General features: G+C 57.9%; 22 protein-coding genes and 2 pseudogenes. 13 read left to right on the top strand and 11 right to left on the bottom strand.

Annotated features, from left to right (window positions below; genetic code table 11):
• Nucleotides 1-6: 6 nt before the first annotated feature.
• Both CK910_RS21935 and CK910_RS21930 read right to left on the bottom strand, forming a co-directional pair.
• A complete protein-coding gene (locus CK910_RS21935) occupies nt 7-255 on the bottom strand; it encodes a DUF2498 family protein (protein ID WP_098984710.1) in 249 nt (82 codons plus the stop codon).
• Between the two features lie 149 nt (nt 256-404).
• Nucleotides 405-1,784, bottom strand: a complete 1,380-nt coding sequence (locus CK910_RS21930; protein WP_098984709.1) for an MATE family efflux transporter — start codon at nt 1,782-1,784, stop codon at nt 405-407.
• 120 nt (nt 1,785-1,904) lie between these two features.
• On the opposite strand from CK910_RS21930, the gene CK910_RS21925 reads away from it, so the two are divergent.
• Both CK910_RS21925 and CK910_RS21920 read left to right on the top strand, forming a co-directional pair.
• Entirely contained in the window at nt 1,905-2,762 is an 858-nt protein-coding gene (locus tag CK910_RS21925; protein WP_172955395.1) for a helix-turn-helix transcriptional regulator, read from the top strand.
• Nucleotides 2,763-2,830: 68 nt separating this feature from the next.
• Nucleotides 2,831-4,525, top strand: a complete 1,695-nt coding sequence (locus CK910_RS21920; RefSeq protein WP_043554864.1) for an NAD-dependent malic enzyme — start codon at nt 2,831-2,833, stop codon at nt 4,523-4,525.
• A gap of 122 nt (nt 4,526-4,647) precedes the next feature.
• Here the strand turns inward: CK910_RS21920 and CK910_RS21915 are convergent, their stop codons facing one another.
• The 4 genes from CK910_RS21915 to CK910_RS21900 form a co-directional block, all read right to left on the bottom strand.
• Nucleotides 4,648-5,706, bottom strand: coding sequence for an OmpA family protein (locus CK910_RS21915; RefSeq protein WP_098984708.1), 1,059 nt, complete (start codon nt 5,704-5,706; stop codon nt 4,648-4,650).
• A 213-nt stretch (nt 5,707-5,919) separates the two neighbouring features.
• Nucleotides 5,920-6,921 carry a porin OmpAII gene (ompAII, locus tag CK910_RS21910; protein WP_043134609.1) on the bottom strand — a complete coding sequence of 334 codons (1,002 nt, stop codon included), beginning with the start codon at nt 6,919-6,921 and terminating at the stop codon, nt 5,920-5,922.
• Nucleotides 6,922-7,352: 431 nt separating this feature from the next.
• On the bottom strand, nt 7,353-8,372 hold the full coding sequence (gene ompA, locus CK910_RS21905) for a porin OmpA (RefSeq protein WP_042873650.1): 1,020 nt from the start codon (nt 8,370-8,372) through the stop codon (nt 7,353-7,355).
• Between the two features lie 309 nt (nt 8,373-8,681).
• Nucleotides 8,682-9,278: a hypothetical protein gene (locus CK910_RS21900; protein ID WP_098984707.1), complete on the bottom strand. Its 597-nt coding sequence runs from the start codon at nt 9,276-9,278 to the stop codon at nt 8,682-8,684.
• A gap of 259 nt (nt 9,279-9,537) precedes the next feature.
• Here CK910_RS21900 and CK910_RS21895 point away from each other — a divergent pair, with 259 nt between their 5' ends.
• A complete protein-coding gene (locus tag CK910_RS21895) occupies nt 9,538-9,804 on the top strand; it encodes a helix-turn-helix domain-containing protein (RefSeq protein ID WP_005298604.1) in 267 nt (88 codons plus the stop codon).
• A gap of 204 nt (nt 9,805-10,008) precedes the next feature.
• On the top strand, nt 10,009-11,370 hold the full coding sequence (locus CK910_RS21890; RefSeq protein ID WP_043134613.1) for a sodium-dependent transporter: 1,362 nt from the start codon (nt 10,009-10,011) through the stop codon (nt 11,368-11,370).
• Nucleotides 11,371-11,449: 79 nt separating this feature from the next.
• Here CK910_RS21890 and rssA read toward each other — a convergent pair whose 3' ends face one another.
• Both rssA and CK910_RS21880 read right to left on the bottom strand, forming a co-directional pair.
• On the bottom strand, nt 11,450-12,316 hold the full coding sequence (rssA, locus tag CK910_RS21885) for a patatin-like phospholipase RssA (protein WP_043134615.1): 867 nt from the start codon (nt 12,314-12,316) through the stop codon (nt 11,450-11,452).
• A 33-nt stretch (nt 12,317-12,349) separates the two neighbouring features.
• Nucleotides 12,350-13,906, bottom strand: a complete 1,557-nt coding sequence (locus CK910_RS21880) for a sensor domain-containing diguanylate cyclase (RefSeq protein WP_098984706.1) — start codon at nt 13,904-13,906, stop codon at nt 12,350-12,352.
• A 209-nt stretch (nt 13,907-14,115) separates the two neighbouring features.
• On the opposite strand from CK910_RS21880, the gene CK910_RS21875 reads away from it, so the two are divergent.
• The 5 genes and pseudogenes from CK910_RS21875 to CK910_RS21855 all read left to right on the top strand — a co-directional run bounded on the left by CK910_RS21875 (nt 14,116) and on the right by CK910_RS21855 (nt 20,407).
• Nucleotides 14,116-15,165, top strand: a complete 1,050-nt coding sequence (locus CK910_RS21875) for an efflux RND transporter periplasmic adaptor subunit (RefSeq protein ID WP_043134617.1) — start codon at nt 14,116-14,118, stop codon at nt 15,163-15,165.
• Complete coding sequence (locus tag CK910_RS21870; protein WP_098984705.1) at nt 15,165-18,284, top strand: efflux RND transporter permease subunit; 3,120 nt, start codon at nt 15,165-15,167, stop codon at nt 18,282-18,284. Before CK910_RS21875 ends, CK910_RS21870 begins: the two co-directional genes overlap by 1 nt.
• Before the next feature lie 94 nt (nt 18,285-18,378).
• Complete coding sequence (locus tag CK910_RS21865; protein ID WP_043134620.1) at nt 18,379-18,747, top strand: hypothetical protein; 369 nt, start codon at nt 18,379-18,381, stop codon at nt 18,745-18,747.
• A 266-nt stretch (nt 18,748-19,013) separates the two neighbouring features.
• Nucleotides 19,014-19,217, top strand: a pseudogene (locus CK910_RS21860) (transposase); the annotation flags it as partial.
• A 737-nt stretch (nt 19,218-19,954) separates the two neighbouring features.
• Entirely contained in the window at nt 19,955-20,407 is a 453-nt protein-coding gene (locus CK910_RS21855; protein WP_098984704.1) for an antitoxin Xre/MbcA/ParS toxin-binding domain-containing protein, read from the top strand.
• Between the two features lie 69 nt (nt 20,408-20,476).
• Here CK910_RS21855 and CK910_RS21850 read toward each other — a convergent pair whose 3' ends face one another.
• The 3 genes and pseudogenes from CK910_RS21850 to CK910_RS21840 form a co-directional block, all read right to left on the bottom strand.
• Nucleotides 20,477-20,794, bottom strand: coding sequence for an addiction module antidote protein (locus CK910_RS21850; RefSeq protein WP_098984703.1), 318 nt, complete (start codon nt 20,792-20,794; stop codon nt 20,477-20,479).
• Nucleotides 20,795-20,867: 73 nt separating this feature from the next.
• Nucleotides 20,868-21,119: a plasmid stabilization protein gene (locus CK910_RS21845; RefSeq protein ID WP_098984702.1), complete on the bottom strand. Its 252-nt coding sequence runs from the start codon at nt 21,117-21,119 to the stop codon at nt 20,868-20,870.
• A 219-nt stretch (nt 21,120-21,338) separates the two neighbouring features.
• Nucleotides 21,339-22,416 (bottom strand): annotated as a pseudogene (locus CK910_RS21840) (IS3 family transposase).
• A 354-nt stretch (nt 22,417-22,770) separates the two neighbouring features.
• On the opposite strand from CK910_RS21840, the gene CK910_RS21835 reads away from it, so the two are divergent.
• The 4 genes from CK910_RS21835 to CK910_RS21820 are packed head-to-tail and all read left to right on the top strand — an operon-like array spanning nt 22,771 to nt 26,685.
• Complete coding sequence (locus CK910_RS21835; RefSeq protein WP_098984701.1) at nt 22,771-24,306, top strand: phosphorylase family protein; 1,536 nt, start codon at nt 22,771-22,773, stop codon at nt 24,304-24,306.
• A 44-nt stretch (nt 24,307-24,350) separates the two neighbouring features.
• Entirely contained in the window at nt 24,351-25,298 is a 948-nt protein-coding gene (locus tag CK910_RS21830) for a CBASS oligonucleotide cyclase (RefSeq protein ID WP_098984700.1), read from the top strand.
• A 5-nt stretch (nt 25,299-25,303) separates the two neighbouring features.
• Complete coding sequence (locus CK910_RS21825) at nt 25,304-25,792, top strand: HORMA-1 domain-containing protein (RefSeq protein ID WP_098984699.1); 489 nt, start codon at nt 25,304-25,306, stop codon at nt 25,790-25,792.
• Nucleotides 25,789-26,685: an AAA family ATPase gene (locus CK910_RS21820; protein ID WP_098984698.1), complete on the top strand. Its 897-nt coding sequence runs from the start codon at nt 25,789-25,791 to the stop codon at nt 26,683-26,685. The genes CK910_RS21825 and CK910_RS21820 overlap by 4 nt, the downstream gene beginning before the upstream one ends.
• Nucleotides 26,686-26,698: the final 13 nt, after the last annotated feature.

The following is a 26,698-nucleotide window of genomic DNA, read 5'->3' as shown; positions in this document are numbered from 1 at the left end:
GAGGGATCAGCTCAGCTGGTACTTGCCGGAGAGCTGCTGGGCCAGCAGCTTGAACATGTTGAACACCGCCATTGTCTTGCCGGTCGGAGTGCCATCTTCGGCTAGGAAGAATTCCCCCTTGAACACCAGAATATCCCCCTTCTGTTCCACCGAGTCGGCGCGCATACCGTGGATGAAGTCTTCGTGGCTCGTGATGATGCCGTTGGCCATCTCCAGCAGGGCAGTCTCGGTGATCAGCTCTTTCTGTGGTTGCATGCTCGTCTCCTGAAACGACTAGGGGACAGGGCATTGGACACTTGCACATGGCGGCGCCCTGTCTCTGATTGAAGAGGGGGCCAGCATACTGCAAAGCGGGATTTTCTGTCATTGATATGACCCCGCATTTTGCCGCTTCCTGCGTCCCCTTATCCTATCACCAGATTTCTGAGCCAGCGGCGCTGGCGGATCCTGCGCTGCACTAGCAGCACCTTGCACAGCTCCTCCAGCAGCACCACCGCTACCACCCAGGAGAGAGGCCAGCCGAGCAGGCTGACCGCCACCCAGGCGAGCGGCAGGCCTATGCACCACATGGCGATGATGTCGATGACTATGCTGTAGTTCACGTCGCCGCCGGAGCGCAGCACCCCGATAATCCCCACCATGTTGAACACCTTGAGCAGCATGCCCAGACACATGATGGCGAGCACCTGGCCCGCTTCCCCCATCAGCTCGCCCGGCAGGTTGCCGACCCACTGCAGCAGCTGGGTCTGCATCAGCCAGACCGCAATCCCCACCAGCAGGGCGCCGATGGGCGCCAGCAGCAGGAACAGCTGGGAGTGCTGCCAGGCTATGTCGTACTCCTCGGCCCCGAGCCGGTGGCCGAGCAGGGTGGAGCAGGCCACCGCCAGCCCGAAGAAGAGGGAGATGAGGATGCTCTCGAGCGTGCCGAGGGTGGTCATGATGGCCAGCGAGTCGGTGCCGAGGTGCGCGTAGAGAAAGCCGTAGAGCAGCATGCCGAAGGCCCAGAGCCCGTCGTGGAACAAGAGCGGCAGGGCGATCAGGGTGAAGCGCACCACCTCCTTGCGCCGAAAGGCGTCCCACCAGTCCTGCCTGCGCGGGATGAGGCGGGGCTCCTGCCGCCACACATAGGCAAGCAGCAGCGCCGTCTGCAGCAGCCGTGAAATCGTGGTGCCCCAGGCCGAGCCCGCGACCCCCATGGCCTCGAAGCCGAAATTGCCGAAGATGAGGGCGTAGTTGAGGATGACGTTGGCTATGATGGCCATGATGCCGATCCGGGTCGGCGCCGCCGCGTTGCCCACCGAACGCAGCGCCGCCTCCAGCGGCACGACGATTGCGGTGCAGAGGATGGTAGCACCGGTGATCATCAGAAACTGGTCGGCGAGGGCGCGCAACTCGGGTTCCTGGCTGGCAAAGCCGAGCACGCTGCCCGGCGCGAGCAGATAGATGAGGGCAAACGGCAGGCTCACCAGCAGTGCGCCGACCAGCGCCAGCGCCAGGGCGCGGCGCACCCCGGCCAGCTCGCCGCGACCGTAATATTGCGCCGCCAACACCGAGACCCCGCCCGAGAGTCCCGCTATCACCAGCAGATTGAAGAAGAAGACCCGGTTACCCAAGCCGACCGCCGCCACAGCCGTGGTGCCTAGCTGGCTCACCATCATGATGTCGATGAGGCCGAGCAGGGAGAACATCATGGATTGCAGCGACACTGGCAGGGCCAGCCGCCACAGTCGCGTCATGAACTCGCGATCGGTGGTTTGTTTTAAAATCGCTTGCCAATAATTCATTTATGTTAACCGGGTATGTGAAAAGCAAGGTTTGTCATGGGTATGATAGGGGCAGTGGCGAGCGGCTTCACTGTGAGCCTCTCTCGGGTTTCTTGTTCAAAACTATCATGTTGAGGCGTTATGGCATTTGTCAGCGAGTGTCTGGAAATAGCCCCGGCCTGCGAGGAGCGGATGCTGGGCCGTGAGGGATTGCCCCTGCTCGGCGAGGCGGGCATCTTTCTGACCGGCCTTTCGAACATCCGGGATCACTATCTCATTCGTCGCAACCGGCCCGAGTTTCACATCCTGATGGTGAGTCACGACGAGGGGGGCGCCCTGCTGACCGATGAGGGGGAGCAGCCGATTCCGGCCGGGTCGCTCATCTTCCTGCCCGCCGCCGTGCCGGGTGGCCTGCGGCTCATTGGCGAGCGCTGGCAGACCAGCTGGATCCTGCTGGATGACGTGCCGCGCTGGCACCATCTGCACCGGCTCGGCCACCGCATCTGGCAGGGGGAGGAGGGGGAGCAGCTCTATCACCTGCTCAGCCTGATGCAGGGGGAGGGAGTGCGTTCACCGCTGCAACCCCAGCTGCTCAGCCTGTTGCTGGCGCTGCTTGAGCGCACCCTGCAAGGGGAGGTGCGCGGCACCCCTGAGCTGAGGTTGCAGGCGCTGTTTCGGCGGGTGGAGGCACGCCTCGACGAGCCCTGGAGCGTGGCGCTGCTGGCCCGGCAGATGGCCTGCTCCGTGCCCCATCTGCATCGGCTCTGCCAGCAGGTGTTCGGCATGGGGCCCATGGCCTGGCTCACCGGGCTTCGGATGAACAAGGCGCGTCAACTGCTGCTCTACACCAACTGGCCGCTCGGCGAGCTGGCCAGCCGGGTTGGCTACAGCGATGGCGCCAACTTTGCCAACCGCTTTCGCCGCCTCACTGGTCAGACCCCCGGGGCCTTTCGTCGCCAGGGTCGCAAACCTTTTGCAACGGATGTGCAAACTCTTTGAAATTAATGGCGCAAGCCCATAGGATCGGCGGGTTCCTTTGTCCAGGCCATCGTTTAGGTACCCGATCCATGTTTGAAGATAATAACCAGAAACGCCCCCTCTACATTCCCTACGCCGGTCCCGCCCTGCTGGAGACACCGCTGCTCAACAAGGGCAGCGCCTTCACCAGCGAAGAGCGTAGCAACTTCAACCTCGAGGGTCTGCTGCCCCAGAATATCGAGACCATCGAAGAGCAGGCCGAGCGGGCCTACCGCCAGTTCATGGCGTTTGGCAACGACATGGACAAGCACATCTATCTGCGCAACATCCAGGATACCAACGAGACGCTCTTCTACCGTCTGCTGCACAACCACCTGACCGAGATGCTGCCGGTCATCTACACCCCGACCGTGGGCAAGGCGTGCGAGGAGTTCTCCAACATCTACCGCCGCGCCCGTGGCCTCTTCATCTCCTATCCGGACAAGGACAGGATCGATGACATGCTGCAAAACGCCACCAAGCAGAACGTCAAGGTGATAGTGGTCACCGACGGCGAGCGCATTCTGGGTCTCGGCGATCAGGGCATCGGCGGCATGGGCATTCCCATCGGCAAGCTGTCGCTCTACACCGCCTGTGGCGGCATCTCCCCGGCCTACTGCCTGCCGGTGGTGCTGGACGTGGGCACCAACAACCAGCAACTGCTGAATGACCCCTTCTACATGGGCTGGCGCAACCCGCGCATCTCGGGTGAAGAGTATGCCGAGTTCGTCGATGCCTTCATTCAGGCGGTCAAACGCCGCTGGCCGGAGATACTGCTGCAGTTCGAGGATTTCGCCCAGAACAACGCCATGCCGTTGCTCAACCGCTACAAGAATGAGCTCTGCTGCTTCAATGACGACATTCAGGGCACAGCCGCTGTCACCTTGGGCAGCCTGATCGCCGCCTGCAAGGCCTCCGGCGCCAAGCTCTCCGAGAAGCGGGTCGCCTTCCTCGGGGCGGGCAGCGCGGGCTGTGGCATCGCCGAGCAGATAGTGGCGCAGATGAAGGCCGAAGGGCTGACCGATGCCCAGGCCCGTGGCCGGGTCTTCATGGTGGACAGATTCGGCCTCATCACCGACAAGATCCCCAACCAGCTCGACTTCCAGCGCCGCCTCTCCCAGCCGGTGGAGCGGATCAAAGACTGGCCGGTGGGGGACAACATCTCCCTGCTGGAGGTGATGGAGCACGGTCGCCCGGATATCCTGATCGGGGTCTCCGGCCAGCCGGGCCTGTTCACCGAAGAGGTGGTCAAGACCATGCACAAGCACTGTGCCCGTCCCATCATATTCCCGCTCTCCAACCCCACCTCGCGGGTCGAGGCGACTCCGGCTGATTTGATCCGCTGGACCGACGGTCAGGCACTGGTTGCTACTGGCAGCCCGTTTGCACCGGTGGAGTACAAGGGCAAGCGTTACGTCATCGCCCAGTGCAACAACTCCTTCATCTTCCCGGGGATAGGCCTTGGCGTCATCGCCGCCGGCGCCACCCGGGTGACCGATGCCATGCTGATGTCGGCCAGCCGGGCGCTGGCGGAGTGTTCGCCGCTGGTGAAGGGGGCCGAGGGCTCGCTGCTGCCGGATCTGGCGGATATCCATCAGGTCTCCCGCTACATCGCCAAGATGGTGGCCAAGACCGCCATGCTGCAGGGCAAGGCGGTGCAGACCCCGGACGAGGTGATAGAGCAGGCCATAGAAGCGAACTTCTGGCGACCTGAATACCGCCGCTATCGCCGCACCTCCTTCTGATCCTTCGCGCAGGGGAAAAGCAAAAGGGATGCCTCGGCATCCCTTTTTTGTGCACCTTGCACAGGTTTCCCCTTCCGGTGCTTCTCACACGTCTGGCTGCTATCTTCGTTGTTTGGCGCGGCTTATTGCACGGCCGGCTCTGTGACGGGGGCCTCGGGGGCGCCCTGAGTGCCGGTGACCCTGACCTCTACCCGGCGATCCGGCCCGAGGCAGTCGATGAGCGCGGCCCTGGCCTTGATGGCATCACACTGGCTGCCGGTGACGGGGTTGCTCTCGCCATTGCCCTGGATGCTGACCTTGTCGGCGGGCAGACCCTTGCCAATCAGGAAGTTGGCGACCGTGCTTGCGCGGGCCTCCGACAGCGCCTGGTTGTTGGCATCCGAACCGATACGGTCCGTGTAGCCCATCACCACTGCGCTGCCATCCTTGGGCTGCACGTCGACTATCTGCTGATAGAGCGACTCCAGTGCCTGCATCCCCTCCGGTTTCAGATCCGCCTTGCCAAACGCAAACAGCACGTCCGAGCTCAGGTTGAAGGTCTGATCCACAGGCTCGGGTGCGGGCGGGGGCGGTGGGACGACAGCAGGGGCCGCGACAGGTTCGACCGGTTTGCTGCGGTTGGGGTGGATCACCAGCTCCAGGGTGGCTGTGCTGATATCGCTGACCCAGCGCTGGGTGCCGCTGTTGAGCTTGTCGTTGTCGGGATCGTCGCCGACCCGGACCATGTAGCGGTAGCGCGCCTGGATGTCGACCCAGTCGTGCAGCTTGGCGGTCAGGCCAAGGCCGGCCAGCGGTGCCAGGTTATTGTCGCCGCCGTTGATGGACTTGACGTGGTAGATATAACCGCCGCCCTCGGCAAATACCGAGAAGATGTCGCCAAGCGGCAAACGGCCTATCACCGACAGTGTGGCCCCCTGGCTGCTGAAGTCATTGCCCTGCACGTCCCAGTCGCCGGTCGACAGGTAGCCGAGCTCGGCGCCCAGATTCTCGGTGAAGTTGTAGCCGCCGAACAGGGAGAGTGCGGTGGCGTCCTTGCTCGCATCCTTGCCAAAATCACCCAGATCGTGGGCGATGGCCCAGCCGCCACCGACCCCGGCATACCAGTCGTTGTCCGGCGCCGCCTGCGCGCCCGTGGCCGCCAATGCCAATGCAATCCAAACAGGTTTCAGTCTTATGTTCATCGCGTATCCTCGTCGATGTTTGGTGTCGTAGGGCTCCAGCCCTGTTGTGTACAACCACCACTATTTATAGGCGATACAGGGTTTTTAACCACTTAGGTGGTACTTGGAATTGCAACGAGCGGGACGAGGTCACAAAACGGGGAGGATGAGCGGTGATCCCGAGGCAATAAAAAAGGAGGCCATCAGGCCTCCTTCCTATGCCACCTGAGTGACTTACTGTTTCACTTCCTGTACGCCGGTGACGCGCACTTCAACGCGACGATCCGGGGCCAGGCAGGCGATCAGCTGTGCCTTGGCCTTGATGCCATTGCACTGGGTGCCGGTGACCGGGCTGGCTTCGCCACGACCTTCGATGGCGACCTTGCCGGCAGGCAGACCCTTGCCGACCAGGAAGTCGGCCACGGTGCGGGCGCGGGCTTCGGACAGCTTCAGGTTGTAGGCGTCAGAACCGATGCGGTCTGTGTAGCCGACGACCACGGCGCTGCCATCTTTCGGCTGCACGTCGACGATCTGCTGATACAGGGTATTGAGCGCGGCAACCCCTTCCGGCTTCAGGGTGGATTTGCCGAAGGCAAACAGCACGTCCGAGCTCAGGGCGAAGTTCTTGTCGACGACCACGGGCTCAGGAACCGGCTCGGGCGCCGGTGCCGGGACAGGGGCAACATAAGAGGTGCGGTTTGGGTGCATCACCAGTTCCAGGGTGGCCACGCTCATGTTGGTTTCCCAGGTCTTCTGCTCATCACCCAGGTTCCACATGTAGCGGTAGCGGGCTTGCACATCGATGAGGTCGGAGAGCTTGGCGGTCAGGCCCAGACCGGCCAGCGGCGCAGTGCCGTTGTCGCTGTTGCCGTTGCCGTTGACGTGGTTGAAGTAGGCGCCGCCTTCTGCAAACACGGAGAAGATGTCGTTCAGCGGCAGACGGGCAAGACCGGACAGGGTGGCACCCTGGGTCTTGAAGTCAACGCCATCGACGCCACCCTTGCCGGCGTAGAGGTAGCCCAGTTCGGCACCGAAGTTTTCGGTGAAGTTGTAGCCGCCAAACAGGGAGAGCGCGGTGGCGTCCTTGTCAGCGTCCTTGCCAAAGTCGTTCAGGTCGTGGCCATAAGCCCAACCTGCGCCGATACCTGTGTACCAGTCGTTGGCTGCCTGAGCGGTGGAAGTTCCCATGGCCGCGATGGCCAGAGCAATCAGGGCGGGTGCCATTTTCATTTTCATCGTTTTATCCTCGTTGAGTTTGCCGTGCTAGGGCGTACTGCGCACTCTTCAGTTATACCGGTCACAAGTGACAATTCAGCTGCGACCTCCATGGTGAACCACGGCTGGCTTGAATGAAAAAAGAGATGGTTCCTGGATACTCATGAAGTCTTGGCTTCATGGACAACTAACCGGACAAGAAGCACTTTTAATAGTTCATCCAATACCTTACAAGCGGGGTTACTGTATTCTTTTGACTCGCTTTGATCAAGTTTCTGTACAGATATCCAGCGGTAGTGCGGGTTGGAGCAAAAAAGCAGGCCGTGCGGCGGGGGAGAGGGTTTGACAGAAAGTGTCGCGTCTTGCTGCGTTTACCATCAATCAATGGCAAGCGGGAAAACAAAAGGGGATGCCGTGGCATCCCCTTTTCGCATCATCTGAACAGAGTCAGATTATTGCTGAACTTCTTGTACGCCAGAGACGCGAACTTCTACGCGACGATCCGGGGCCAGGCAGGAGATCAGCTGAGCTTTAGCCTTGACGGCGTTGCACTTGGTGCCAGTAACCGGGTTGGCTTCGCCACGACCTTCTACTGCAACCTTGCTGGCAGCCATACCCTTGCTCACCAGGAAGTTGGCAACGGTACGGGCACGAGCTTCGGACAGCTTCTGGTTGTAAGCGTCGGAACCGATGCGGTCGGTGTAACCAACGACAACAGCGTTGCCATCTTTCGGCTGGAATTCAACGATTTGCTGATACAGACCGTTCAGGGCTGCAACGCCTTCCGGCTTCAGGCTGTCTTTGCCAAAGGCAAACAGCACGTCGGAGTTCAGCGCGAAGTTCTTCTCAACAACCTGCGGGGCAGGAGCCGGAGCTTCTTCAACAACAGGAGCCGGAGCCGGCGCTACGTAGGAAGAACGGAACGGGTGGTATACGGCTTCCAGGGTTGCAACGCTCTGGTTGGACTTGTAGCGTACGTCGTCGGCGTGCAGGTCAGCCACGTCCCACATGTAGCGGTAGCGAGCTTGCAGATCCAGCGCGTCGTTGACCTTGTAGGTCACGCCCAGGCCAGCCAGCGGGGATACTTTGGTATCGCTGGTGCCCATGCCGTCGGTGTGAGCCCAGTAGGCGCCGCCTTCAGCGAAGGCAGAGAAGTCGCCGCCCAGCGGCAGACGAGCGATACCGGACAGGGTGGCACCCTGGTTTTCGTAACGGTTGCCATCGGTGTTGCCACGGCCAGCGTACTGGTAGCCGAATTCGGTACCGAAGTTCTCGGTGAAGTTGTAACCAACGAAGGCGTTGGCAGCAGCCGCGTCTTCTTCGCCAGTGTTCACGCCTTCGATCTTGTTCAGACCGTTGAAGTGGGCAGCACCGACACCGGCACCGAAGTAGATGTCGTCAGCGGCGTGAGCTGCAGTTGCACCCATGGCAGCCATAGCGATGGCGATCAGGGAAGGAGCCATTTTCATCATAAAAAAATCCTCGTTGAGATGGCACGTTGTTCACGTGCTTCGCACTTTTTAATTTATGTAAGCTGCAGGCTCTGCCGAACAACAGCGTTGAGTCTGGCAGGGATCCCGGTTCCATCCGGGAGGCACACATTCCTGGTGCACAAAGCGAGCGGGTGGCAGCGTAAGCAATGCCTTCAACCCTTCACGAACAGCCGATGTCATTCCGATGACGTGGCGCACTCTATGCCGATTTCAAAACATGATCAAGCTCACACATAAGCCATATGGCAAATTGTGTCGTGTGGATAACTGGCTGTTTATCCAAATTAATTAGTGATCCAAATAGGCTCTGTGCAGCTTCTTTTCGAGTTTCATATAGGCCTGAACCCAGTCAGATTGCGCCATGGAGGGGGATTCCCTCGCCTGGAACACCGCCAGATAATCGGCCTCGGTTGCTTCGCACAGTAAGGGTGTGAAACTGAGCAAAAAATGACGGGCAAGGTAGGGATCGAGGGGCCAGATGTTGAGGATGGCCCGTGCCACGGGCTGAACCGCAGCTGAACAGCGAAAATGGTGGTGACCCGCTTCCAGCCAGAGTGCCATCTCGGCGAGTCCGCTTTCGGGTACCAGACCGCCGTCGCCCTGCTCGTTGGCAAGGGCAAGGCGCTGGCCATTGCCGAGCAGCAGATGTCCGTCTTGTTGCAAGACGCCATCGTGACTGCGCAGGGTCAGCCCTGCCACTGGCTGTTCGAGAAACAGGCTGCTTTTGTCATCGAGCGCAGTCAAAACCGCTGCCGCCTGCTCATGCATGGCGGCAGGCAACCAGAAGGCTTCGGCGCGTGTCTGCTGGCCTTGCATCAACTGGCGGGTGAGTTCTGCAGGTGTTGAAACTGGGTGTAAACAGGAGATTATGCCGGGGAGCGCCATGAGTTCCTACTCTTTAGGGATAGCTGGCGGATTATACGAGTTATTCCTGCAGCAACAATAAAGGTTTCTTTTCGAGACTGTTTACCTGAGGCGGTTGAGCGATTACCATCCCCGATGTTTGCAAGGGTTGTCGTCGAAAGACGCTGATTAAAGATAGAGGCTCGACCATAACGAGTCCGTTCAAAACTGATACACTTGACTACGAGTCGTCGCGAAAAATAAAGGTGGAGTCAATCCGCCGTACGGAGTATGGAACAATATGAATTCAAATATCGTAACTGTTGGTAAGAAGATCCGTCAGATCCGTGAAGCGGTCGGTTTGAGCCGTCCCAAGTTTGCCGATCTGCTGGGCGTTCCCCCGACCACCCTGAAGAACTATGAACTGGGTTATCGTGAAGTAGGTGGCGCCTTCCTGGTGGCACTGGCTCACCACCCTGAGCTGCACAAGTTCACCCTCTGGCTGCTGGCTGACAAGAAAGTCGCCGAAATTGGCCAGATCGGTCCGGACGATATTGCCAAGGCTTGATTTAATTGGGCTTTGACAAAAATGCCGCCATTGAGGCGGCATTTTTTTATCCATCAAATAACCACTTCATTTAATTAAATTTGGCTAAGTGTGCTCTCACCAAGGCTTTTCACGAAAATACCTTGGCAAGCCGGATTAATCCTCAGAAAATTCCTGCCCTAAAATCAGGGTTATCCTTCGCATGATGCGCACAGTGAGACAAGCATGAGTCAAATCCTTCCCCAGGCCAGAGATGGCTTTACCAGTAAATTCGGTGTCCTTGCCGCCACCCTGGGTTCAGCCGTCGGGCTGGGCAATATCTGGAAATTTCCCTACCTGACGGGTGAAAACGGCGGCGCCGGTTTTCTGCTGGTCTATGTGATTGCCACCCTGCTGGTGGGGCTGCCGGTGATGATTTCCGAGATCATGCTGGGTCGCAAGGGCAAGGCTGATGCGGTGACCACCCTGAGCAAGCTGGGTCCCAAGGGACAGCCCTGGTGGCTGATCGCCCTGATGGGGGTGGTCGCGGCCTTCCTCATCATGTCCTTCTATTCCGAAGTGGCGGCCTGGGTGTTCGCCTATATCTTCAAGGCCATCAGTGGCGAGATATTGTCGACCGACCCTGCGGTCACGGGCGCGGCCTTCAATGCACTCATCACCAACCCGCTGCAGAGCCTGCTCTGGCAATGGCTGGTGCTGGCGCTGATGGGGGGCATACTGCTGATGGGGGTTTCCAAGGGGATCGAGGCGGTCACCAAGAAGCTGATGCCGGTGCTCTTCATCCTGCTGCTGGTGATCGGCATTCGCAGTCTGACCCTGCCGGGGGCGAGCCAGGGTCTGCATTTTCTGTTCTCGCCGGACTTTTCCAAGATCACCGCCGGCGTGGTGCTGACCGCCATGGGGCTGGCCTTCTTCAAGCTCTCCATCGGCATGGGTTGCATGATGACCTATGGCAGCTACTTCCGGGATGATCAGAACATTCCGCTCACCACCTTCCGGGTGATGTGCGCCGATCTGTTCGTCTCCATGCTGGCGGGGATCGCCATCTTCCCGGCCGTGTTCGCCTTCGGGTTCGAGCCCTCCGCCGGCCCCTCCCTGCTGTTCATCACCATTCCTGCTGTGTTTGCCAGCATACCGTTCGGCCACCTGTTCATGGTGCTGTTCTTCGTGCTCTCCGCCATCGCGGCGACGGGCGCCATGCTCTCCATCCTGGAAGTGCCTGTCTCTGTGGTGTCCGAGCGTTTCCACATGAGCCGCCCCAAGGCGACCCTGCTCAACCTGCTGGTGCTGGGCGCGGTCGGTTCGACCTGCGCACTCTCCAACAGCTCGCTGGCGGAGGTGCAGATCGCCGGCAAGACCTTCTTCGACCTGTTCGACTTCGTCTCCTCCAACGTATTGATGCCCCTTGGCGGTATCTTCCTCTGCCTGTTCGTGGGCTGGGTGTGGGGCTTTGAGCGGATGAAGGAGGCGCTGACCAACGGCGGTGAACTGGAGCTGGCCATCCTCAAGCCGCTGTTCTTCATCATTCGTTATGTGTCGCCGCTGCTGATCCTGATCGTCATGCTCAAGGGGCTGGGGCTGTTCTGATGGCTTGCCTGCCGCAAGAATGCAAAAAGAGCGCCGTTGGCGCTCTTTTTTTATGGGCTCGTCAGGGTGGCACCCGGCGTCAGATCAAACCGAGACGGGAGAGCTCCTCCTTGAGCTGCTCCACGTTGCGCTCGACACAGGCTTCCCCCTCGTTGATGGCATCACCCGCCCGGTGAAAGTCCATGATGGAGAAGCTGCCAAGGCGCGGGCAGAGCTGGATCTCGGGGGGATCCCCCGCCATCCGGGCGCGGGTGATGCGCTCCTGCATTATGTTGATGGAGCCTGTCATCACGCTCCACATGCCGGGTGTATTGGGGCCCTCACCCCGGTTGAACCACTGGCTGAAGCGGTTGCCGCTGACGGGCTCGTCCGGTTCGTCGGTCCAGGGCTGGTGCATGTCGGCGTTGAGATTGACGGCGATCACCACCTCGGCCCCCATGGCGCGGGCCAGCGAGATGGGCACAGGGTTGACCACGGCGCCATCCACCAGCCAGCGATCCTCGACCAGGGTGGGGGTCAGTATGCCGGGCATGCCACAGGAGGCGCGCACGCACTGGCGCAGCGGCCCCTGTTGCAGCCAGATCTCGCGACCGGTATCGAGCTCGGTGGCGACGCAGGCGAAGGGCAGCGGCAGGCTCTCGATGGCGGGATCCCCTAAGTGATTGGCGGCGATGCCAAACACCTTTTCACCGCGAAACAGGCCGCCGGAGAGGGCGGGATCGAGCAGGCCGACCACCTGCAGCCGGCTGAAGCCGCGCACCCAGGACTCCAGTTTGTCCAGCTCGCCCGCGGCATAGGCGGCGCCGACGAAGCTGCCGATGGAGCAGCCTGCCACCAGATCCGGTTTGACACCGAGCCGCTCCAGCGCCCGTATGATGCCGATGTGCGCCCATCCTCGGGCAGCGCCACTGCCCAGAGCCAATCCCACGCGGGGTTTTCGTGACACTTTGTCTCTCCTGAGGTGAGTGAGGCGTTCAGCTTACCCGGTGTTTTTTGCGCCGTCATCCTGCCAGCGTTCACTGCGATTGCGACCGTTGGCCTTGGCCCGATAGAGGGCCACGTCCGCCCGGCGGATCGCCTCCTGCAGCTGTGTCTCGGGGGCGCAGTGGTGATAACCCAGGCTGACGGTGACCGCCAGGGTGGGTGCAATATCGCCCCACGGATGGCGGGCTATCTGCAGGCGCAACCGCTCGGCCAGCTGATCCAGTGGCTCGGATCCCTTGGCAACCAGCAGCAAAAATTCCTCGCCACCCCAGCGGATCAGGGCATCCTCTTTTCTGGTCTGGCCCTGGCAGAGCCTGACCAGCTGGATAAGCACCCGATCGCCGACCTCGTGACCAAAGCGGTCGTTGACCAGCTTGAAGTGATCGCAATCGAACATGATCACCCCGACGCCGCGCGCCCTGGCATGGGCTCGGGCCTGTTCAAATTCGTCGAAGTAGTGGCGATTGAAGGCGCCGGTCAGGGCATCGTGGTTGGAGAGATAGTCCAGCTGCCGGTTCAGGCGGTGGGACTTGAGGCTGGAGAGCGCCGCCAGCACCATGAAGAGGATGGCGATCAGGGTCGGGGCCGATTGCCAGAGCAGGGCCTGCAACAGGGAGAGCAGCGGGATGCGATGGATCAGGGTGAGCCCGGTATCGGGAATGGCGTGGACCAGTTGAAAGGCGCCCTGGCGCCATTGGTAGCTATCCCGTTCGGCCTGGAACTTTGGGACAAAGTCAGCTCCCTGATGGTTGCTGGCCAGGATCTGCTGATGCTGATTGACCAGAAACAGGCTGCCGATGCCGGGTGTGGACTCATCCAGTAGCTGTTCGAGCCGCGAGAGCAGCACATCTATGCTGATGACGCCCACCAGCACCTGATCCTTCACTATGGGTTGCGACAGTGAGATCATCTGTCCCTCCCCGGCAAAGTCCTCGTAGGGGCGCGATACGATGGCGCGCTGGCTGGGATTTTGCTGCTTCAGGGCATCCTGCCAGTAGGATTTCAGATAGATGGCGCGATGAAAGCGAAACTGGCTGGAGGGGATCCAGGGGTAGAGGTAGATGAAGTCATCCACCCCAGTGAAGTAGATCCAGGCAACCTTGTCCCCCAGCAGCTTGTTGGTGGTGGAGAGCAGGGGGGAGAGGCTCAGCGCCAGGTGCAGTCTGGCTTCCCGCTCGCTGCCCCGGGCGGGCAGCTGGCCCAGGCCGGTCAGATTGCCGCTGAGCCCCTCGGGCAGGTTGCCGGGCACCTTGTCCAGCGAGAACCCCCTCTCCGGCGAGGCTTGCAGGGCGCCATAGAGCTGGCGGGTCAGCGCCGACTGCGGATTGCTGCGCAGTCGCTCCTCGGCCTGGCCGCGCATGGCCTCGAGAAAGGTCTCCATCTGCTGAAACTGGGATCGCAAGCGGGCGGCCGTGTTGAGGGTGTCGCGCTCGTAGAGTTCGGTGACATGTTTCAGGGTCTGATGAATCGTGAGGGTCAGCAGCAGTGTGACGACGGCGCCAAGCAGCCATTGCAGTTTGTGTGTGACGAGAGCGGGGCGTGGTGCAGGCATAGGCGGTGGGGCTGGGTCTGGGCGGTTCGGTTCATCAGTGTAGGGCAGAACTGTCAGGAACGTCTCCTGTGGATCCGGTTTAGGTGATCTTCCACCGCTCCTGTTACGTTTTGTCACATTTATACATAGTCACGGCATAGTCAGGGGGTAACATTGTACCCATCATTGATGAAGTGCCCCCCTTTTCTCTTAATTTCATGGATTGCTTGATGAAAATGCGTATGTGGCTGTCGATAGCCTGTCTCTCCCTGCTGATGTCGGGTGTCTGGTATTACCGTAACAACGAACCTGCCAGCAAACCCCAGCCCCGCCAGGTCAATATCAGGGCGCAGACGGTCAAGCAGAGCCTGGCCGAACCCACCATCAAGCTGGTGAGCAAGCTGGCGGCCAACCGCTCCGTGGTGATAAGCCCCGAGGTGACAGGCCGCATCGTCAAGATAGCGGTGCGCTCCGGCCAGCAGGTCAAGCGGGGCGATACCCTGATCGCCCTGGATACGGGCAAGCAGCTCGCTGAGCTGGCGGAGCAGAACGCCAGCGTGCGCGACGAGGCCCGCAAGCTGCGGGACATGCGCCGACTGGTGGCGCGCGGTGCCATCACCACCTCAGAGCTGGAAGGGCAGGAGGCCATAGTGGCCCAGGCCCAGGCCCGCGCCGATGCGGCCAAGTACGAGCTGTCGCTGCGCACCCTGCAGGCGCCGTTTGACGGCACCGTCAGCCTGATAGACCTGAGCGAAGGGGCCCTGGTCAACAGCGGCGATACCCTGCTCCATCTCGATGAGCTGGCCAAGCTGCGGCTCGATCTGGCGGTGCCAGAGCGCTATCTCTCCCTGCTGCGCCCCGGCATGGCGGTGACGGCGACCAGCTCGGCCTGGCCGGATCAAGCGTTCAGCGGCGTGCTGGAGACCCTCGACAGTCGCGTCTCCAACGATACCCAGAACATCAAGGCGCGCGTCATCATCCCCAATCCCGATGGTCAGCTGCGCCCCGGCATGCTGCTCAACGTCGAGCTCTCCCTGCCACCCCAGAAGATGACACTGATCCCGGCCCAGTCGGTGGAGTATGCCGGTGCGCAACGCTTCGTCTATCGCCTGGAGGCGGACGGTCGGGTGACGCGGGTACCCGTGGTGCTGGGGGATACCCATGGCGAGGAGGTGTGGGTCACCGAGGGCCTGAAGGTCGGCGATCGCATCGCGGTCGAGGGGCTGGTCAATCTGCGTGACGGTGCCAGCGTGCACGATCTGGCGGAGGTAAAAGGCTGATGTGGCTCTCCGATATTTCTGTTCGCCGCCCGCTGGTGGCCGTGGTAGTGAGCGCCCTGCTGACCGTGTTCGGTCTGGTGGCCTTCAGCAAGCTGACGGTGCGGGAGATGCCGGACGTGCAGATCCCGTCCGTCTCCATCTCCACCACCTATGAGGGGGCGGCACCCGCCGTCATGGAGAGCCAGGTCACCAAGCCCATCGAGGATCAGCTCTCCGGCATCAGCGGCATCAAGAACATCAACTCTGTGACCCGCAAGGGGCGCTCCGTCATCACTGTGGAGTTCAAGCTCGGCTGGAACATGGTGGAGGGCACCTCGGATGTGCGTGACGCCATCTCCCGCGCCCGCCCCAGGCTGCCGGATGACGTGGATGAACCCATGGTCACCAAGGACAACGGCAACGGCGACGTGGCGGTCTGGCTCAACTTCAGCAGCACCCAGATGGACCGTACCGCCATGACGGACTACGCCAACCGCGTGCTGGTCGACCCTCTGAGTCTGGTGGACGGGGTGAGCGAGGTAGCCCTCTCCGGCGATCTGACCCAGGTGATGTACGTGCGGCTGCGTCCCGCCGACATGGCGGCCCGTGGCATCACTGTGGCGGACGTGCAGGACGCCCTCAAGCGCGAGAACATAGAGCTGCCGGGCGGCGAAATTCGCAACAACAGCATGACGATGGCGGTGCAGATCGCCCGTCTCTACCACACGGCCGCCGATTTTCAGGCCTTGCAGGTGCGCACCGCCGACAACGGCCAGAGCATCTACCTGGCGGATATCGCCGACGTGGAGGTGGGCGCCAAGAACGAAGACAGCGCCTACCAGCGCAACGGCCGCGAGAGCCTGGGGATAGGCATAGTGGCCCAGTCCACCGCCAACCCGCTGGCGGTGGCGCAGGGGGTCGAGAAGAAGATGGCTGAGATGCAGCGCTTCCTGCCGGAGGGGGCCACCCTGGAGATTGACTACGACTCCACCATCTTCATCAAGCAGGCCATCGACGAGGTGTACGAGACGCTGGCCATCTGCGCCGTGCTGGTGGTGGCCGTGCTCTACCTGTTCCTGGGGCAGGGGCGTACCACTTTGATCCCGGCCATTACAGTGCCGGTGTCGCTCATCTCGGCCTTCATCGGCGCCTGGTATCTCGGTTTTTCCATCAACCTCATCACACTGCTCGCCCTTATTCTCGCCATCGGTCTGGTGGTGGATGACGCCATAGTCGTGGTGGAGAACATCCACCACCACCTGCAACGGGGCGAGCCACCGCTGCTGGCGGCCTGGCACGGCACCCGCGAGGTGGGTTTTGCCGTGGTGGCGACCACGGCCGTGCTGGTGATGGTGTTCGTGCCCATCGCCTTCATGGATGGCATGGTGGGGCGGCTCTTTACCGAGTTCGCCATCCTGCTCTCCCTGGCTGTGCTCTTCTCCTCCCTGGTGGCACTGACCCTGACCCCGGCCATGGGCTCCTGGCTGATGCGCTCGGTCGACAAGCCCAACGTGCTGACGGCGGCGCTCGATCGCGGCCTCGGCTGGGTGGAGAAGCACTATCGCAGTCTGCTGGGCTGGGTGCTGCGCCGCTCGGCCTGGACTCCGCTGGTGCTGCTGCTCTGCCTCGGCGGCATCGGTGCCCTGTTTGGTCAGCTGCCCACCAGTCTGACCCCGACCGAGGATCGGGGCGTGCTCTATGTGTTCGTGAAAGGGGCCGAGGGCACCAGCATAGAGCGGATGAAGCGCAACATGCAGCAGGTGGAGGCGGCCATCATGCCGCTGCTGGGCAAGGGGGTGGTGCAGGCCATGAGCTTCAGCACCCCGGCCTTCGGCCGTGGCGGCGATCAGACCGGGATGGCGATCATCCAGCTCACCGACTGGGCCGAGCGGGATGAAACCGCCACCGAGTTTGCCCAGTCCCTGAGCGGGCGGCTGGCCGGCATTCCCGACGTGATGATCCGCACCTTCCAGCCGGGCTTTCGCGGTGGCTCCACCGCCGCGGTGCAGTTCGTGCTGCAGGGCTCGGACTATGCCGAGCTCTATCAGCAGGGGCTGGCCCTGAAAGAGGTGGCAGCCCAGAGCGGCCTGATGGTGACGCCGGATCTCGACTACGCCGAGAAGACCCCCGAGCTGCAGGTGACCATAGAGCGGGACAGAGCCAGCCAGCTCGGCATTCCGGTGTCGACCGTGGCCAGCTCGCTGCAGGCCCTGCTCGGCGGCGTCAGCCAGACCACCTATGTGGACAGGGGCGAGGAGTACGATGTCTATCTGCGCGCCAATCAGCGTGACTTCAACGGCGTGTCCGATCTCAGCCGCATCTATCTCAAGGCCGCCAGTGGCGAGATGGTGAGTCTCTCCACCCTGGCGACCGTCACCCAGGTGGCGAGCCCGCAGCGGCTCAACCACTACCAGCGGCAGAAGGCGGTGACCCTGACCGCCGATCTGGCGCCGGATCGCACCCTGGGCGAGGCGCTGGACTTCCTCGACGGCTGGGCCAGTGCCAATCTGCCGAGCGGCATGACGGTGGATTACGCCGGCGAGTCCAAGGACTATCGCGACAACCAGGGCGAGATGGTGATGGTGTTCGCGCTGGCCCTGCTGGTGGTCTATCTGGTGCTGGTGGCCCAGTTCGAGAGCATGTTGACCCCGGCTGTGGTGATGGTCACTGTACCACTCGGCATCTTCGGCGGTTTGCTGGGCTTGTGGCTGACGGGGCAGGAGATGAGCATCTACAGCCAGATCGGCATGATCATGCTGATCGGCATGGTGACCAAGAACGGCATCCTGATCGTGGAGTTCATCAACCAGCTGCGCCAGCGTGGCGAGGCCTTCGACGAGGCCATCATAGCCGGCTCGGTGCGCCGTCTGCGCCCCATACTGATGACCTCGTTGACCGCCATTATCGGCGCCGTGCCGCTGATGGTCTCCATGGGGGCGGGTTATGAGAGCCGGATGGCTGTGGGGACAGTGGTCTTCTTCGGGCTCTCCTTGGCGACCCTGGTGACCCTGGTGATGGTGCCTGCCATCTATCATCTGCTGGCCAAACGGGCGGGCATGACGGGGGCGCGGGATCTGCTGGTGGACGAGGCGCTGGCGGCCCAGTCGGCGGTCAAGAGTCAGGACAAACCGGCGGCCTGATACCTACACCCATATAGGTGAAAGACGCAGAAAGCAGATGGCATCACCCCAGCGTGCGGTTAATATATAGCCAGTTTTAACGCTGAGGTGAGCTATGTTGCCATCTGCTATCTATGAACCGCTGCCCTTCGCTTATATGGGCAGCGGTTTGCTGTTGTTGGGGGTTGCTGATCATCCGGGCCTGCTGTTGGCCGGACTGGCATTCTATCTGGCCGGATCCCTGGCCTGGTTCAGACGCAGTGCCTACCGTCGCCCCGACAAGCCAGTGGTGCGAAAGCAGGGCTGGCCGCTGTGGCTCTACGAGAGCCGCCCGTTCGCGCTGATCCTGCTGGGCTTGCTGATGCTGCGCCTCGCGACCCACCCCATCTTCCTGGCGCCGGCCCTGGTCTGGTGTCTGCTCGGTGGTTATCAACTGCTGCAGCGCCACTACAGCCGCATAGTGCTGGCCCGCGTCCTGGCCTGATCCCGCTGAACCCGCGTTATTGAGGCGAGCCCGTCACTGGCTCGCCTTTTCCTCGTGCTCTGTGGGGGCAAAAAATACATCTAACTAAAACTTCGACTAAAAACTTAGAAAACCCTTGTATGGTGCGGCCTGAAATGGCGTTATCTAATTTTTGTTGATTTGTCTAATATCCCCTTACTTTTCTATGAGCTGACTCTCGGTAACAAGCATGAAAAGTTAGACAAACAGTACGTATCCTTTTATCTAAATAACATTACTAGCAAGATATCCACTGCTTGCAGCAGTGGTACACCCTCAGCGACAGTGGTATGGAGGATGCACTATGAGATCGCCTCCATGCACCTGTTTGCCCGCCTCTCGCTTAACCAGCCCATCCCTGGCCGCATCACTATCATGAACTTTCGATACTTGCTGGAGCAGCACCAATGGGCCTACCGTAGTCCGAGTCCATCAACCTGTGGTTGCCTGAGACCGACTAATCAATGGGGAGGCTAGTATGGGAAACACCTAAAGTTCACACCCCTTGGAAAGAAGTGGCTGGTGTGGTCAGGATGGCCCCGATTTCTGTTCTGATCGCCTCATTGTGGGGAGTCAGATATGGGAAATGGCTAAAGTTGGTTGCGTCAGAAGGAGGCATGAGAAACGTAGTATAGGAAACGGGCAACAATTAAATTATTGTTATTAAACAAATAAATGCCATTTTTGGAACGTTAGTATGGGAAACACCTGAAGTTCGCGCCTACGATGACGCCCACGGGGAAGGGATGGCTAGTGTGGTCAGGATGACCCCAATTTCTGGTCTGATCGCCCCATTGTGGGAATCAGGCATGGGAAATGGCTAAAGTTTAAGTGTTTGTTTTTAAAAGAAAAATTACTAAATTTAGCAGGAGAATATAGGAAACACCTAAAGTTCGCGCCTACAATGACGCCCACAAGGAAGGGGTGGCTGGTGTGGTCAGAATGGCCCCAATGCCTCATTGTGGGGAACCAGGTATGGGAAATGGCTAAAGTTTAAGTGTTTGTTTTTAAAAGAAACAGTGCCAAGTTTAGCAGAAATAGATGAGAGACACCTAAAGTTAGGTGTATCAATCATTAGCTCCACACACACACAACAATCAGCTTCTAATGCTTCCCTTTCATATGCTTTTCGTGAGCTATTTTTATAGCTATTTTAAAACTATCTTTGGATCGTTGGAGCACAACCATTATGACTTACTCGGTATATCGTCCTAATCCCCCGCGATCACCTGCCCACAACCTTGCTTTATACCTAGACATTCCGAGCGACCCATTGGGTGTTCATCTATGGATTGTTGCAGGTATTACACCTGACATCCTCATTCGACTCATTGAATCAGTCAGGTCTGACATGAAGACGATTTGCCATCTAACCGGGATTAGTCGGAGTACCGTAAATCGCAAGCTCAGGTATGGAAGCACTCTAACTCTTGCGCAAGGAACCAGGGTATACGGAGTTATACAAGCTCTTGATGCGGCGATTTCGCTACACGATGGTGATCCTGCTATGGCGATTTCATGGTTACATTGTTCGGCAAAAGGGCTAGGGGGCGAGAAGCCTGCGGATGTCTTAGCTACGGCAATGGGAGTCCAAGCGGTGGTCGAGCTCATTGGCCGGATCGAACATGGTATTGTGTCATAAATCCCGACTACACATAGGTTGGACACGGTCTTAGAGGATATAGCGCGGAAGTGCGAGCATAGCTAAAAATTATCGTTCCACAGGCCTACGAACTGAATTTTGCATTAGCTCTATCCAGAATCTCATTACATTTGCCAGTTTTGCTATTGTGGCGAAACTTGGGTTCCCTTGACCTGACAAAACGTCATGGATGCTATCTCTGCTCATTTTGGCATCTCTCGCAAGTTGTCTAACGCTCCGAGAACGGGCGATATTGCCGAGAGCAACACCAATCATCGAAGGATCACCATCCTCTAATACAGCTTCCAGATAAGCTTTTATGTCTTGCTCATTTTGCAGATAAACCGCTGCGTCATAACGGTTAAATGTTGAGTCTTTGCCTCTCATCACACCCCCTCTAGGCTATAGCCAAGACATTTGTAAACAAGCGGTGAAACTGTGCAGTTGTCGGCATACGTCGTCATAGGTCATCCAGCGAGACGCTGACTCTGTCGAGTGAGGCCATGCGTTCATCAACTATTCGGTTAAGCTCAGCATCTTCAGCCAGCTCGACATAGTAGGCAAAGAGTTCGGGGGGCACACAGTAGAAGGCTGGCTCGTTGCGGTCGAGGATGGCAACGGCAGAACCATTGCCCTTCTTGAGTGTGCCCATCGGGTTGCGTTTCAGTTCGGTGATGCTGGCCGCAGTCGCGGAGAGGATCTGGTTGCTCATAGTCGGGGCCTGATGGTTTGGGTAGCAATTACAGCACTACTAATCGCACCTTTACAGGTGCCTTTTAGTGTACTCGCCCTGCCTCGCTGCGCTTGGCAGCTAAAAAGAGGGATGGAAGATGCCTGTTAGGCAGTCCCTGTGGGGGCCATTATGCAGCGCTGATTATTAGAAACAGGATAGGGTAATCCCCCCATTTTTAGGGGCAGTCAAAAGTAGAGATCATGCGGCCTTTGCCAGATGCTGCTTTGGCGTGTAGCCATCCAGCGCCATATTGGGCCGCTCATGGTTATAAACCCACTGCCAGTTCGTTGCAAACGCCTGTAGCTCATGGAGTGACTCAAATAGGTAATGGCTCAGCCAGTCGTAGCGGACCGTTCGGTTAAACCGCTCGATGTAGGCATTCTGCTGCGGATTGCCGGGCTGGATATAACTCAGTGCAATCCCTTGCCGCTTTGCCCAGCTCTGAAGCTCTTCACTGATGTACTCCGGGCCGTTATCGCAGCGAATGGTGGTGGGTTTCCCTCGCCACCCGATCACCTGCTCCAGTGCCCGTTTGACTCGTGATGCTGGTAAAGAGAAATCCACCTCGATGCACAACGCCTCACGGTTAAAGTCGTCGATCACATTAAATAGGCGCACCGAACGCCCATCGCTGAGCTGGTCATGCATGAAATCCATCGACCAGCAGCGGTTGGGCTGCTCGGGCACCGCCAGCGGCTCTGGCTTAGCACGCTCCAGCCGCTTCTTAGGTCTTATCCGCAAATTAAGTTCAAGTTCCCGATAAATTCGGTACACCCGCTTGTGATTCCAGCCAAACCCTTTGACGTTGCGCAAGTAGAGAAAGCAGAGCCCGAAGCCCCAGTTGCGCTGGCTGGCCGTGATACGCAACAGCCAGTCGGCAATGTCCTGGTTTTCATCGGGCTGGTAGCGATAGCAGCTCTCGCTGACCTTGAACACTAGGCAAGCCAGGCGGATGGATATGGCGTGGTGGGCCACAGCCTTGGTCGCCATCTCCCGATGGGCAGATGGCGTCACCACTTTTTTGCCATTGCCTCGGTGATGATCTCGGCCTTGAGGCGTTCCTCGGCATACATCTTCTTGAGTCGGCGGTTTTCGTCCTCCAACTCCTTGAGGCGAGCCATGAGGGAGGCATCCATCCCGCCAAATTTGGAGCGCCACTTGTAGAAGGTGGTCGTACTGATGCCATGCTCGCGACAGAGCTCCGGGAGGGGGAACCGGCCTCGGCCTGTTTGAGAATGGCGATGATCTGGGTGTCGCTAAAGCGTGATGTTTTCATGTAGAACCTCCTGCATTTAAGGTACGGGAAAATTCTACTTATGAGCACCCCGGTTTTTCGGGGGGATTACCATAGCAAAACCATCATTGAAAGTGCTGAAGTAGTGCCATTTTGTAAGTAAAGAGGACCTGTGCCAATCCATTTTCAGCAATAGAATGTCTAGAAAACCCAGGGTGATTCATTCTAGATATTTTCCCTCGTAATAAATTTTGTAACAAAGACCTTGAAATATAAAAGGTGGCCTCCATCTATAAATGGTTTGGTTGTGCGGTGCATAAACCGCGCTATGGGGAATAAAGCTAGTTGCGCCCAAGAAAATGCGCGCTGCCATATAGAATTTAAGCGAGATCACTGATGACAAACTCCCTGATGCTAGCGTCGAGCCATATCCTCCTTGCTGGTAGCATTTCGAACACGACAGAAAATGCACTCATCGACAGAGCACACGAATTTGTCGATACGTTTGTGGAAGAGGTACTGAAGGCTGGCGGAGGGTTTGTCATTTACGTTGCTGCGGAGCCAGTCAACGGAGACAACAAACCGCTACTATTCGATTGGACCGTCGCCAAGGCGGTTGACAAGCTGATACAAGGTGATAGTTCTCAGGTTCGCCTAAAAATTGTGGCTTCGCTGGAGCGTCTTCAAACCAAGGCGAACCCGGAGCAACGTAGGCTGCTTATGGGTATGGTTGCGCGTGGTATAGCCGAACTAGTCCCTCTTGACGATGAAGTGTTAACCGGCGGTAATGTCGGCGACGAACAAATTGAGCATGCAACAGCAATGGTGGCTCTGGGCGGAGGGAAAGGCGTGCTTGACCGCGCACGCAAGATGGCCAGGAAGCTATTGCCAGTGTTGCCGCTCGATTTGCAGTTGGGGGCAAACAGCGAAGATGGTGCTGGCGCGCTTGGCATCCTAAAGACCTTCCAAACAACCCCTCTGACCTATATGCCGAATAGCGGCAATAAGGTTGTCAGGGTTCTTCCCGCTCTGTCTCTGCAAGAACCCGTACTGCCCTTGCCTGAGATCAGCAGGCGCATCGTCAAAATCTTCGCTGAGGAAGAACTAGCGAGGATTGATACTTTGCCCCCTGATGTATTGGTACTAACCGCTTTGGACGTGGAATTGGCTGCAGCCAAGCAGGCCTTCGGCATCGCGGAGGATGCTGAGCATGCGACTACTGAGAACGGTCTCCACATCTGGAAGGCGCCCGTTACCCAACCTAGCGGCAAGACGGCTAGCTGCGTGGTCGCTTGCTTTGCGGGGGCCGGTAACGTAGACGCATCTTCTCTGACCTCCATGCTTTTGGGTGAACTGCGGCCTAGCAACGTGCTGATGCTGGGTATTGCGGCAGGCCTGCGAGACAAATGTGCACTGGGGGAAGTCGTCCTTGCGGAACGTATCGTCGCCTATGAAGGTGCCGCTCTCATTGAGGGAGGCAAGGTTGAAGTTCGCCCCGAAATAACAAGGTTGACTATGCGTGTTCGCCAAGACATCAGCTCCTATCTCTCCAACAGGGCAACTCTTGAATCTCGTCTCGCGGAGCGCTACCTGGCATTGGGCATCGAATTTCCCGACCAAGTCGAGGCCGGTCCTGTTGCTAAGGGGACACTGCCGAAAACGGCCACTGTTGCCAGTGGTGAAAAACTTCTTCGTGACCCAGAGAAGTTCTTGGGCATGCGTGAGCTTCACGGGAAGACTGAAGTTGCCGAGATGGAAGGTGCGGGCCTATTTGCTGCTTGCGCCAACTTCGGTAAACCTGTGCTGATGGTGCGAGGAATCAGTGATTTTGGTGACTCTAGAAAAGACAATAGATTTCATCTACTGGCAGCTAAAGCTGCAGCAGCAGTTACTGTTGACTATATTGCGCACGGCATGACATTACAGAGTTAGGGGCAGAAGCCATATCTTCTGCGAATAGGACAGTAGGGAAAACAATGCCACTATCAAATACAGAGCTTGAATATTTTGATCACAATGTGCTACGGCTTTCTGCGGAGAAACGTAAGGAATATCACGCTCAGGTTGATAATCTTGTTAGCGAGCTGAAAAAACGTATCACCGATAAATCTAAGATCAAAGTCACAAAAGTTGTTAAAGCAGGCTCGTTTGCAAAATACACTATTCTGCGAAAAGTTGACGATTATCCTACAGATGTAGATGTCGTTTTCTATATCACTGGCGTAGATGAAAATAGCGAGTCCTACAAGGATCTTTGCAATAAAATATACGATCTGTTGATAGAAATTTACCCCACCAAGAAGGTTGATGACTTCGAGATCCAACGTCGTGCGGCGAAGGTGACCTTCGTCAAAAGTGGTCTAGAAGTAGATGTTGTCCCGGTTTTGCAAGACAGCTCTAATGCCGACCACGGCTGGCAATACGACATTCAGAGCGGCGCCAGGAACCTTACCTGCGCACCGTGTCACATCCAGTTCGTTAAGACTCGAAAGGATAAGGATAAGCACTTTCGAACGCTAGTTCGCCTGGCGAAGCGTTGGAAGCACTTCCACAACATTCCTGGTTTGAAGTCTTTCCATATAGAGCTGATTTTCGGCCATATACTCGACACAGATGGACCCGCAGACAACATCGAGAAACGCTTCAGAGAGTTTCTGGCATATATAGCCAGCACAAAATTAAGTAAACGCATTGATTTTCCTGAAAATTCAGGCAAGCCGATTGCCAACTTCAGTGATCCTGTCGTGATCATTGACCCGGTGAGCCCAGAGAACAACGTCGCATCTCGCATTACCAAGGATGAGCAGGAACTTATAGCTAAAGCTGCGGAGACTGCTTTAGATACGGCGACCTATGCGTCTGTTGAAAATGATAACGAGCTGTGGAAAGAGGTTTTTGGCAATCGCTTCAAGACTAAGGATTAAAAAGGATGAGCACTTATTCGAGCACCAGTACCTACACTGTTGCAGATATTGAAAAAGTCATGCGCAGTGTTAAGGCAGACCTAATTATCATTGCTACTACCACCCAGGCAATGACCGAGGCTGATGCTGAAAATTACGCGCATGACATTGAGGCTCTAGCCAAGAAGAACCACCTTGAGTACGCTGACGTGACGCTCATGGATAATTCTTCCGAGCTGCGCGCCATAAAATATGAATTCCAAACTGAAGATGCAAGTGGCTCAGAACGGCCTGGTGGTGTGACATGGCCACTGACACCAAAAAACAAAGGTGGATGGATTCGTATTCATTTGCGCTACACCGATTCGTCGACGGCAGAAAAGCGTGCGGAACTCACCTTGAAGATATCTTGGGTGCCTGCGTCTACAGATATCAGCCACAAAGATCTAAATGAGACCTCTGGGCGAGGTTACAGTAGCAATGGATTTGGCACCAATAGGAAGGATTTTTCGTGAGCAGCTCATTTGTATTTGAAGTGAAAACCAATCTTCCTACAACCCAGCTCGATGATTTGTCGCAAACATTGCTGGGCTTTGAAGGGCGTTATCTGCGTATAAGAAAGCGCCTTCAACTCATTCTGCAAACCAATGAACTGGAGCGCTGGAGTCAGACTCATCACAAGAAAAAACTCGCGGTCATTGGACTGTTGAACGACCAGTATCCATTGGCCATTTTCCATGGTGATGTTGGAACAGGGAAGACTGCAAACGCCGAAGCGATTGCAAATCGTCTGGCTCGTGATGCGAAAATTGAAGATGCTATTCTCTTCAAACTGAGCAATAAAGTTCGCGGAACCGGTAAGGTCGGTGAGATGGGAACGCTTATCACCCAAGCGTTCGAAGATATTTCCAGGTCTATAGGGCCTGGCAATGGCCGAGCTTTCCTAATTATTGATGAAGGCGATTCTTTGGGGGCGTCCCGCAGCCAAGATCATAGCCACCATGAAGATAAGGTCGGTGTAAACACGCTGATTCAATCTATCGATAGCATGCGCAAGCATGGTGGACGTATTTTTGCCATCCTTTGCACAAACCGCTTGGCAGCTCTTGATGCTGCAATTATTCGCCGCGCGTCGATTGTTGAGGAGTTCGTGCGTCCCTCCGATGAAGAGCGAAATGAGCTCTTTACAAAAGACTTGGGAGATATGGGCTTCTCGGCGATCGAGATCAAGAAACTTGTGGAAGCAACTGCAGCAACAAAAACCAAGCCGGCCTGGACCTACTCTGATATTCGTACACGCCTGTACCCAGCAGCTGTTTCTTTGGCGTTCCCAGACTCTCCACTAAAGGCGGAACATTTCCATCAGGCTGTTGCGGAGTTGGAGCCATCGCCTGTTATGGCTGGTTGACGTAACAACTAAT

The sequence above is a fragment of the Aeromonas sp. CA23 genome (assembly GCF_002587065.1).
Taxonomy (GTDB): domain Bacteria; phylum Pseudomonadota; class Gammaproteobacteria; order Enterobacterales; family Aeromonadaceae; genus Aeromonas; species Aeromonas bestiarum.
Note: the sequence above shows the minus strand (reverse complement) of the source record. Positions and strands in the feature narration are given on the sequence as shown.

Coding starts and splice junctions, on each gene's coding strand:
- CK910_RS21865 (WP_043134620.1), top strand. CDS start 18,379: ATGTTGCCATCTGCTATCTATGAACCGCTGCCCTTCGCTTATATGGGC.
- CK910_RS21895 (WP_005298604.1), top strand. CDS start 9,538: ATGAATTCAAATATCGTAACTGTTGGTAAGAAGATCCGTCAGATCCGT.
- CK910_RS21870 (WP_098984705.1), top strand. CDS start 15,165: ATGTGGCTCTCCGATATTTCTGTTCGCCGCCCGCTGGTGGCCGTGGTA.
- ompAII (WP_043134609.1), bottom strand. CDS start 6,921: ATGAAAATGAAAATGGCACCCGCCCTGATTGCTCTGGCCATCGCGGCC.
- CK910_RS21935 (WP_098984710.1), bottom strand. CDS start 255: ATGCAACCACAGAAAGAGCTGATCACCGAGACTGCCCTGCTGGAGATG.
- CK910_RS21925 (WP_172955395.1), top strand. CDS start 1,905: ATGGCATTTGTCAGCGAGTGTCTGGAAATAGCCCCGGCCTGCGAGGAG.
- ompA (WP_042873650.1), bottom strand. CDS start 8,372: ATGATGAAAATGGCTCCTTCCCTGATCGCCATCGCTATGGCTGCCATG.
- CK910_RS21915 (WP_098984708.1), bottom strand. CDS start 5,706: ATGAACATAAGACTGAAACCTGTTTGGATTGCATTGGCATTGGCGGCC.
- CK910_RS21825 (WP_098984699.1), top strand. CDS start 25,304: ATGAGCACTTATTCGAGCACCAGTACCTACACTGTTGCAGATATTGAA.
- CK910_RS21830 (WP_098984700.1), top strand. CDS start 24,351: ATGCCACTATCAAATACAGAGCTTGAATATTTTGATCACAATGTGCTA.
- CK910_RS21890 (WP_043134613.1), top strand. CDS start 10,009: ATGAGTCAAATCCTTCCCCAGGCCAGAGATGGCTTTACCAGTAAATTC.
- CK910_RS21875 (WP_043134617.1), top strand. CDS start 14,116: ATGAAAATGCGTATGTGGCTGTCGATAGCCTGTCTCTCCCTGCTGATG.
- CK910_RS21900 (WP_098984707.1), bottom strand. CDS start 9,278: ATGGCGCTCCCCGGCATAATCTCCTGTTTACACCCAGTTTCAACACCT.
- CK910_RS21845 (WP_098984702.1), bottom strand. CDS start 21,119: ATGAGCAACCAGATCCTCTCCGCGACTGCGGCCAGCATCACCGAACTG.
- CK910_RS21855 (WP_098984704.1), top strand. CDS start 19,955: ATGACTTACTCGGTATATCGTCCTAATCCCCCGCGATCACCTGCCCAC.
- CK910_RS21835 (WP_098984701.1), top strand. CDS start 22,771: ATGACAAACTCCCTGATGCTAGCGTCGAGCCATATCCTCCTTGCTGGT.
- CK910_RS21880 (WP_098984706.1), bottom strand. CDS start 13,906: ATGCCTGCACCACGCCCCGCTCTCGTCACACACAAACTGCAATGGCTG.
- CK910_RS21850 (WP_098984703.1), bottom strand. CDS start 20,794: ATGAGAGGCAAAGACTCAACATTTAACCGTTATGACGCAGCGGTTTAT.
- CK910_RS21930 (WP_098984709.1), bottom strand. CDS start 1,784: ATGAATTATTGGCAAGCGATTTTAAAACAAACCACCGATCGCGAGTTC.
- CK910_RS21920 (WP_043554864.1), top strand. CDS start 2,831: ATGTTTGAAGATAATAACCAGAAACGCCCCCTCTACATTCCCTACGCC.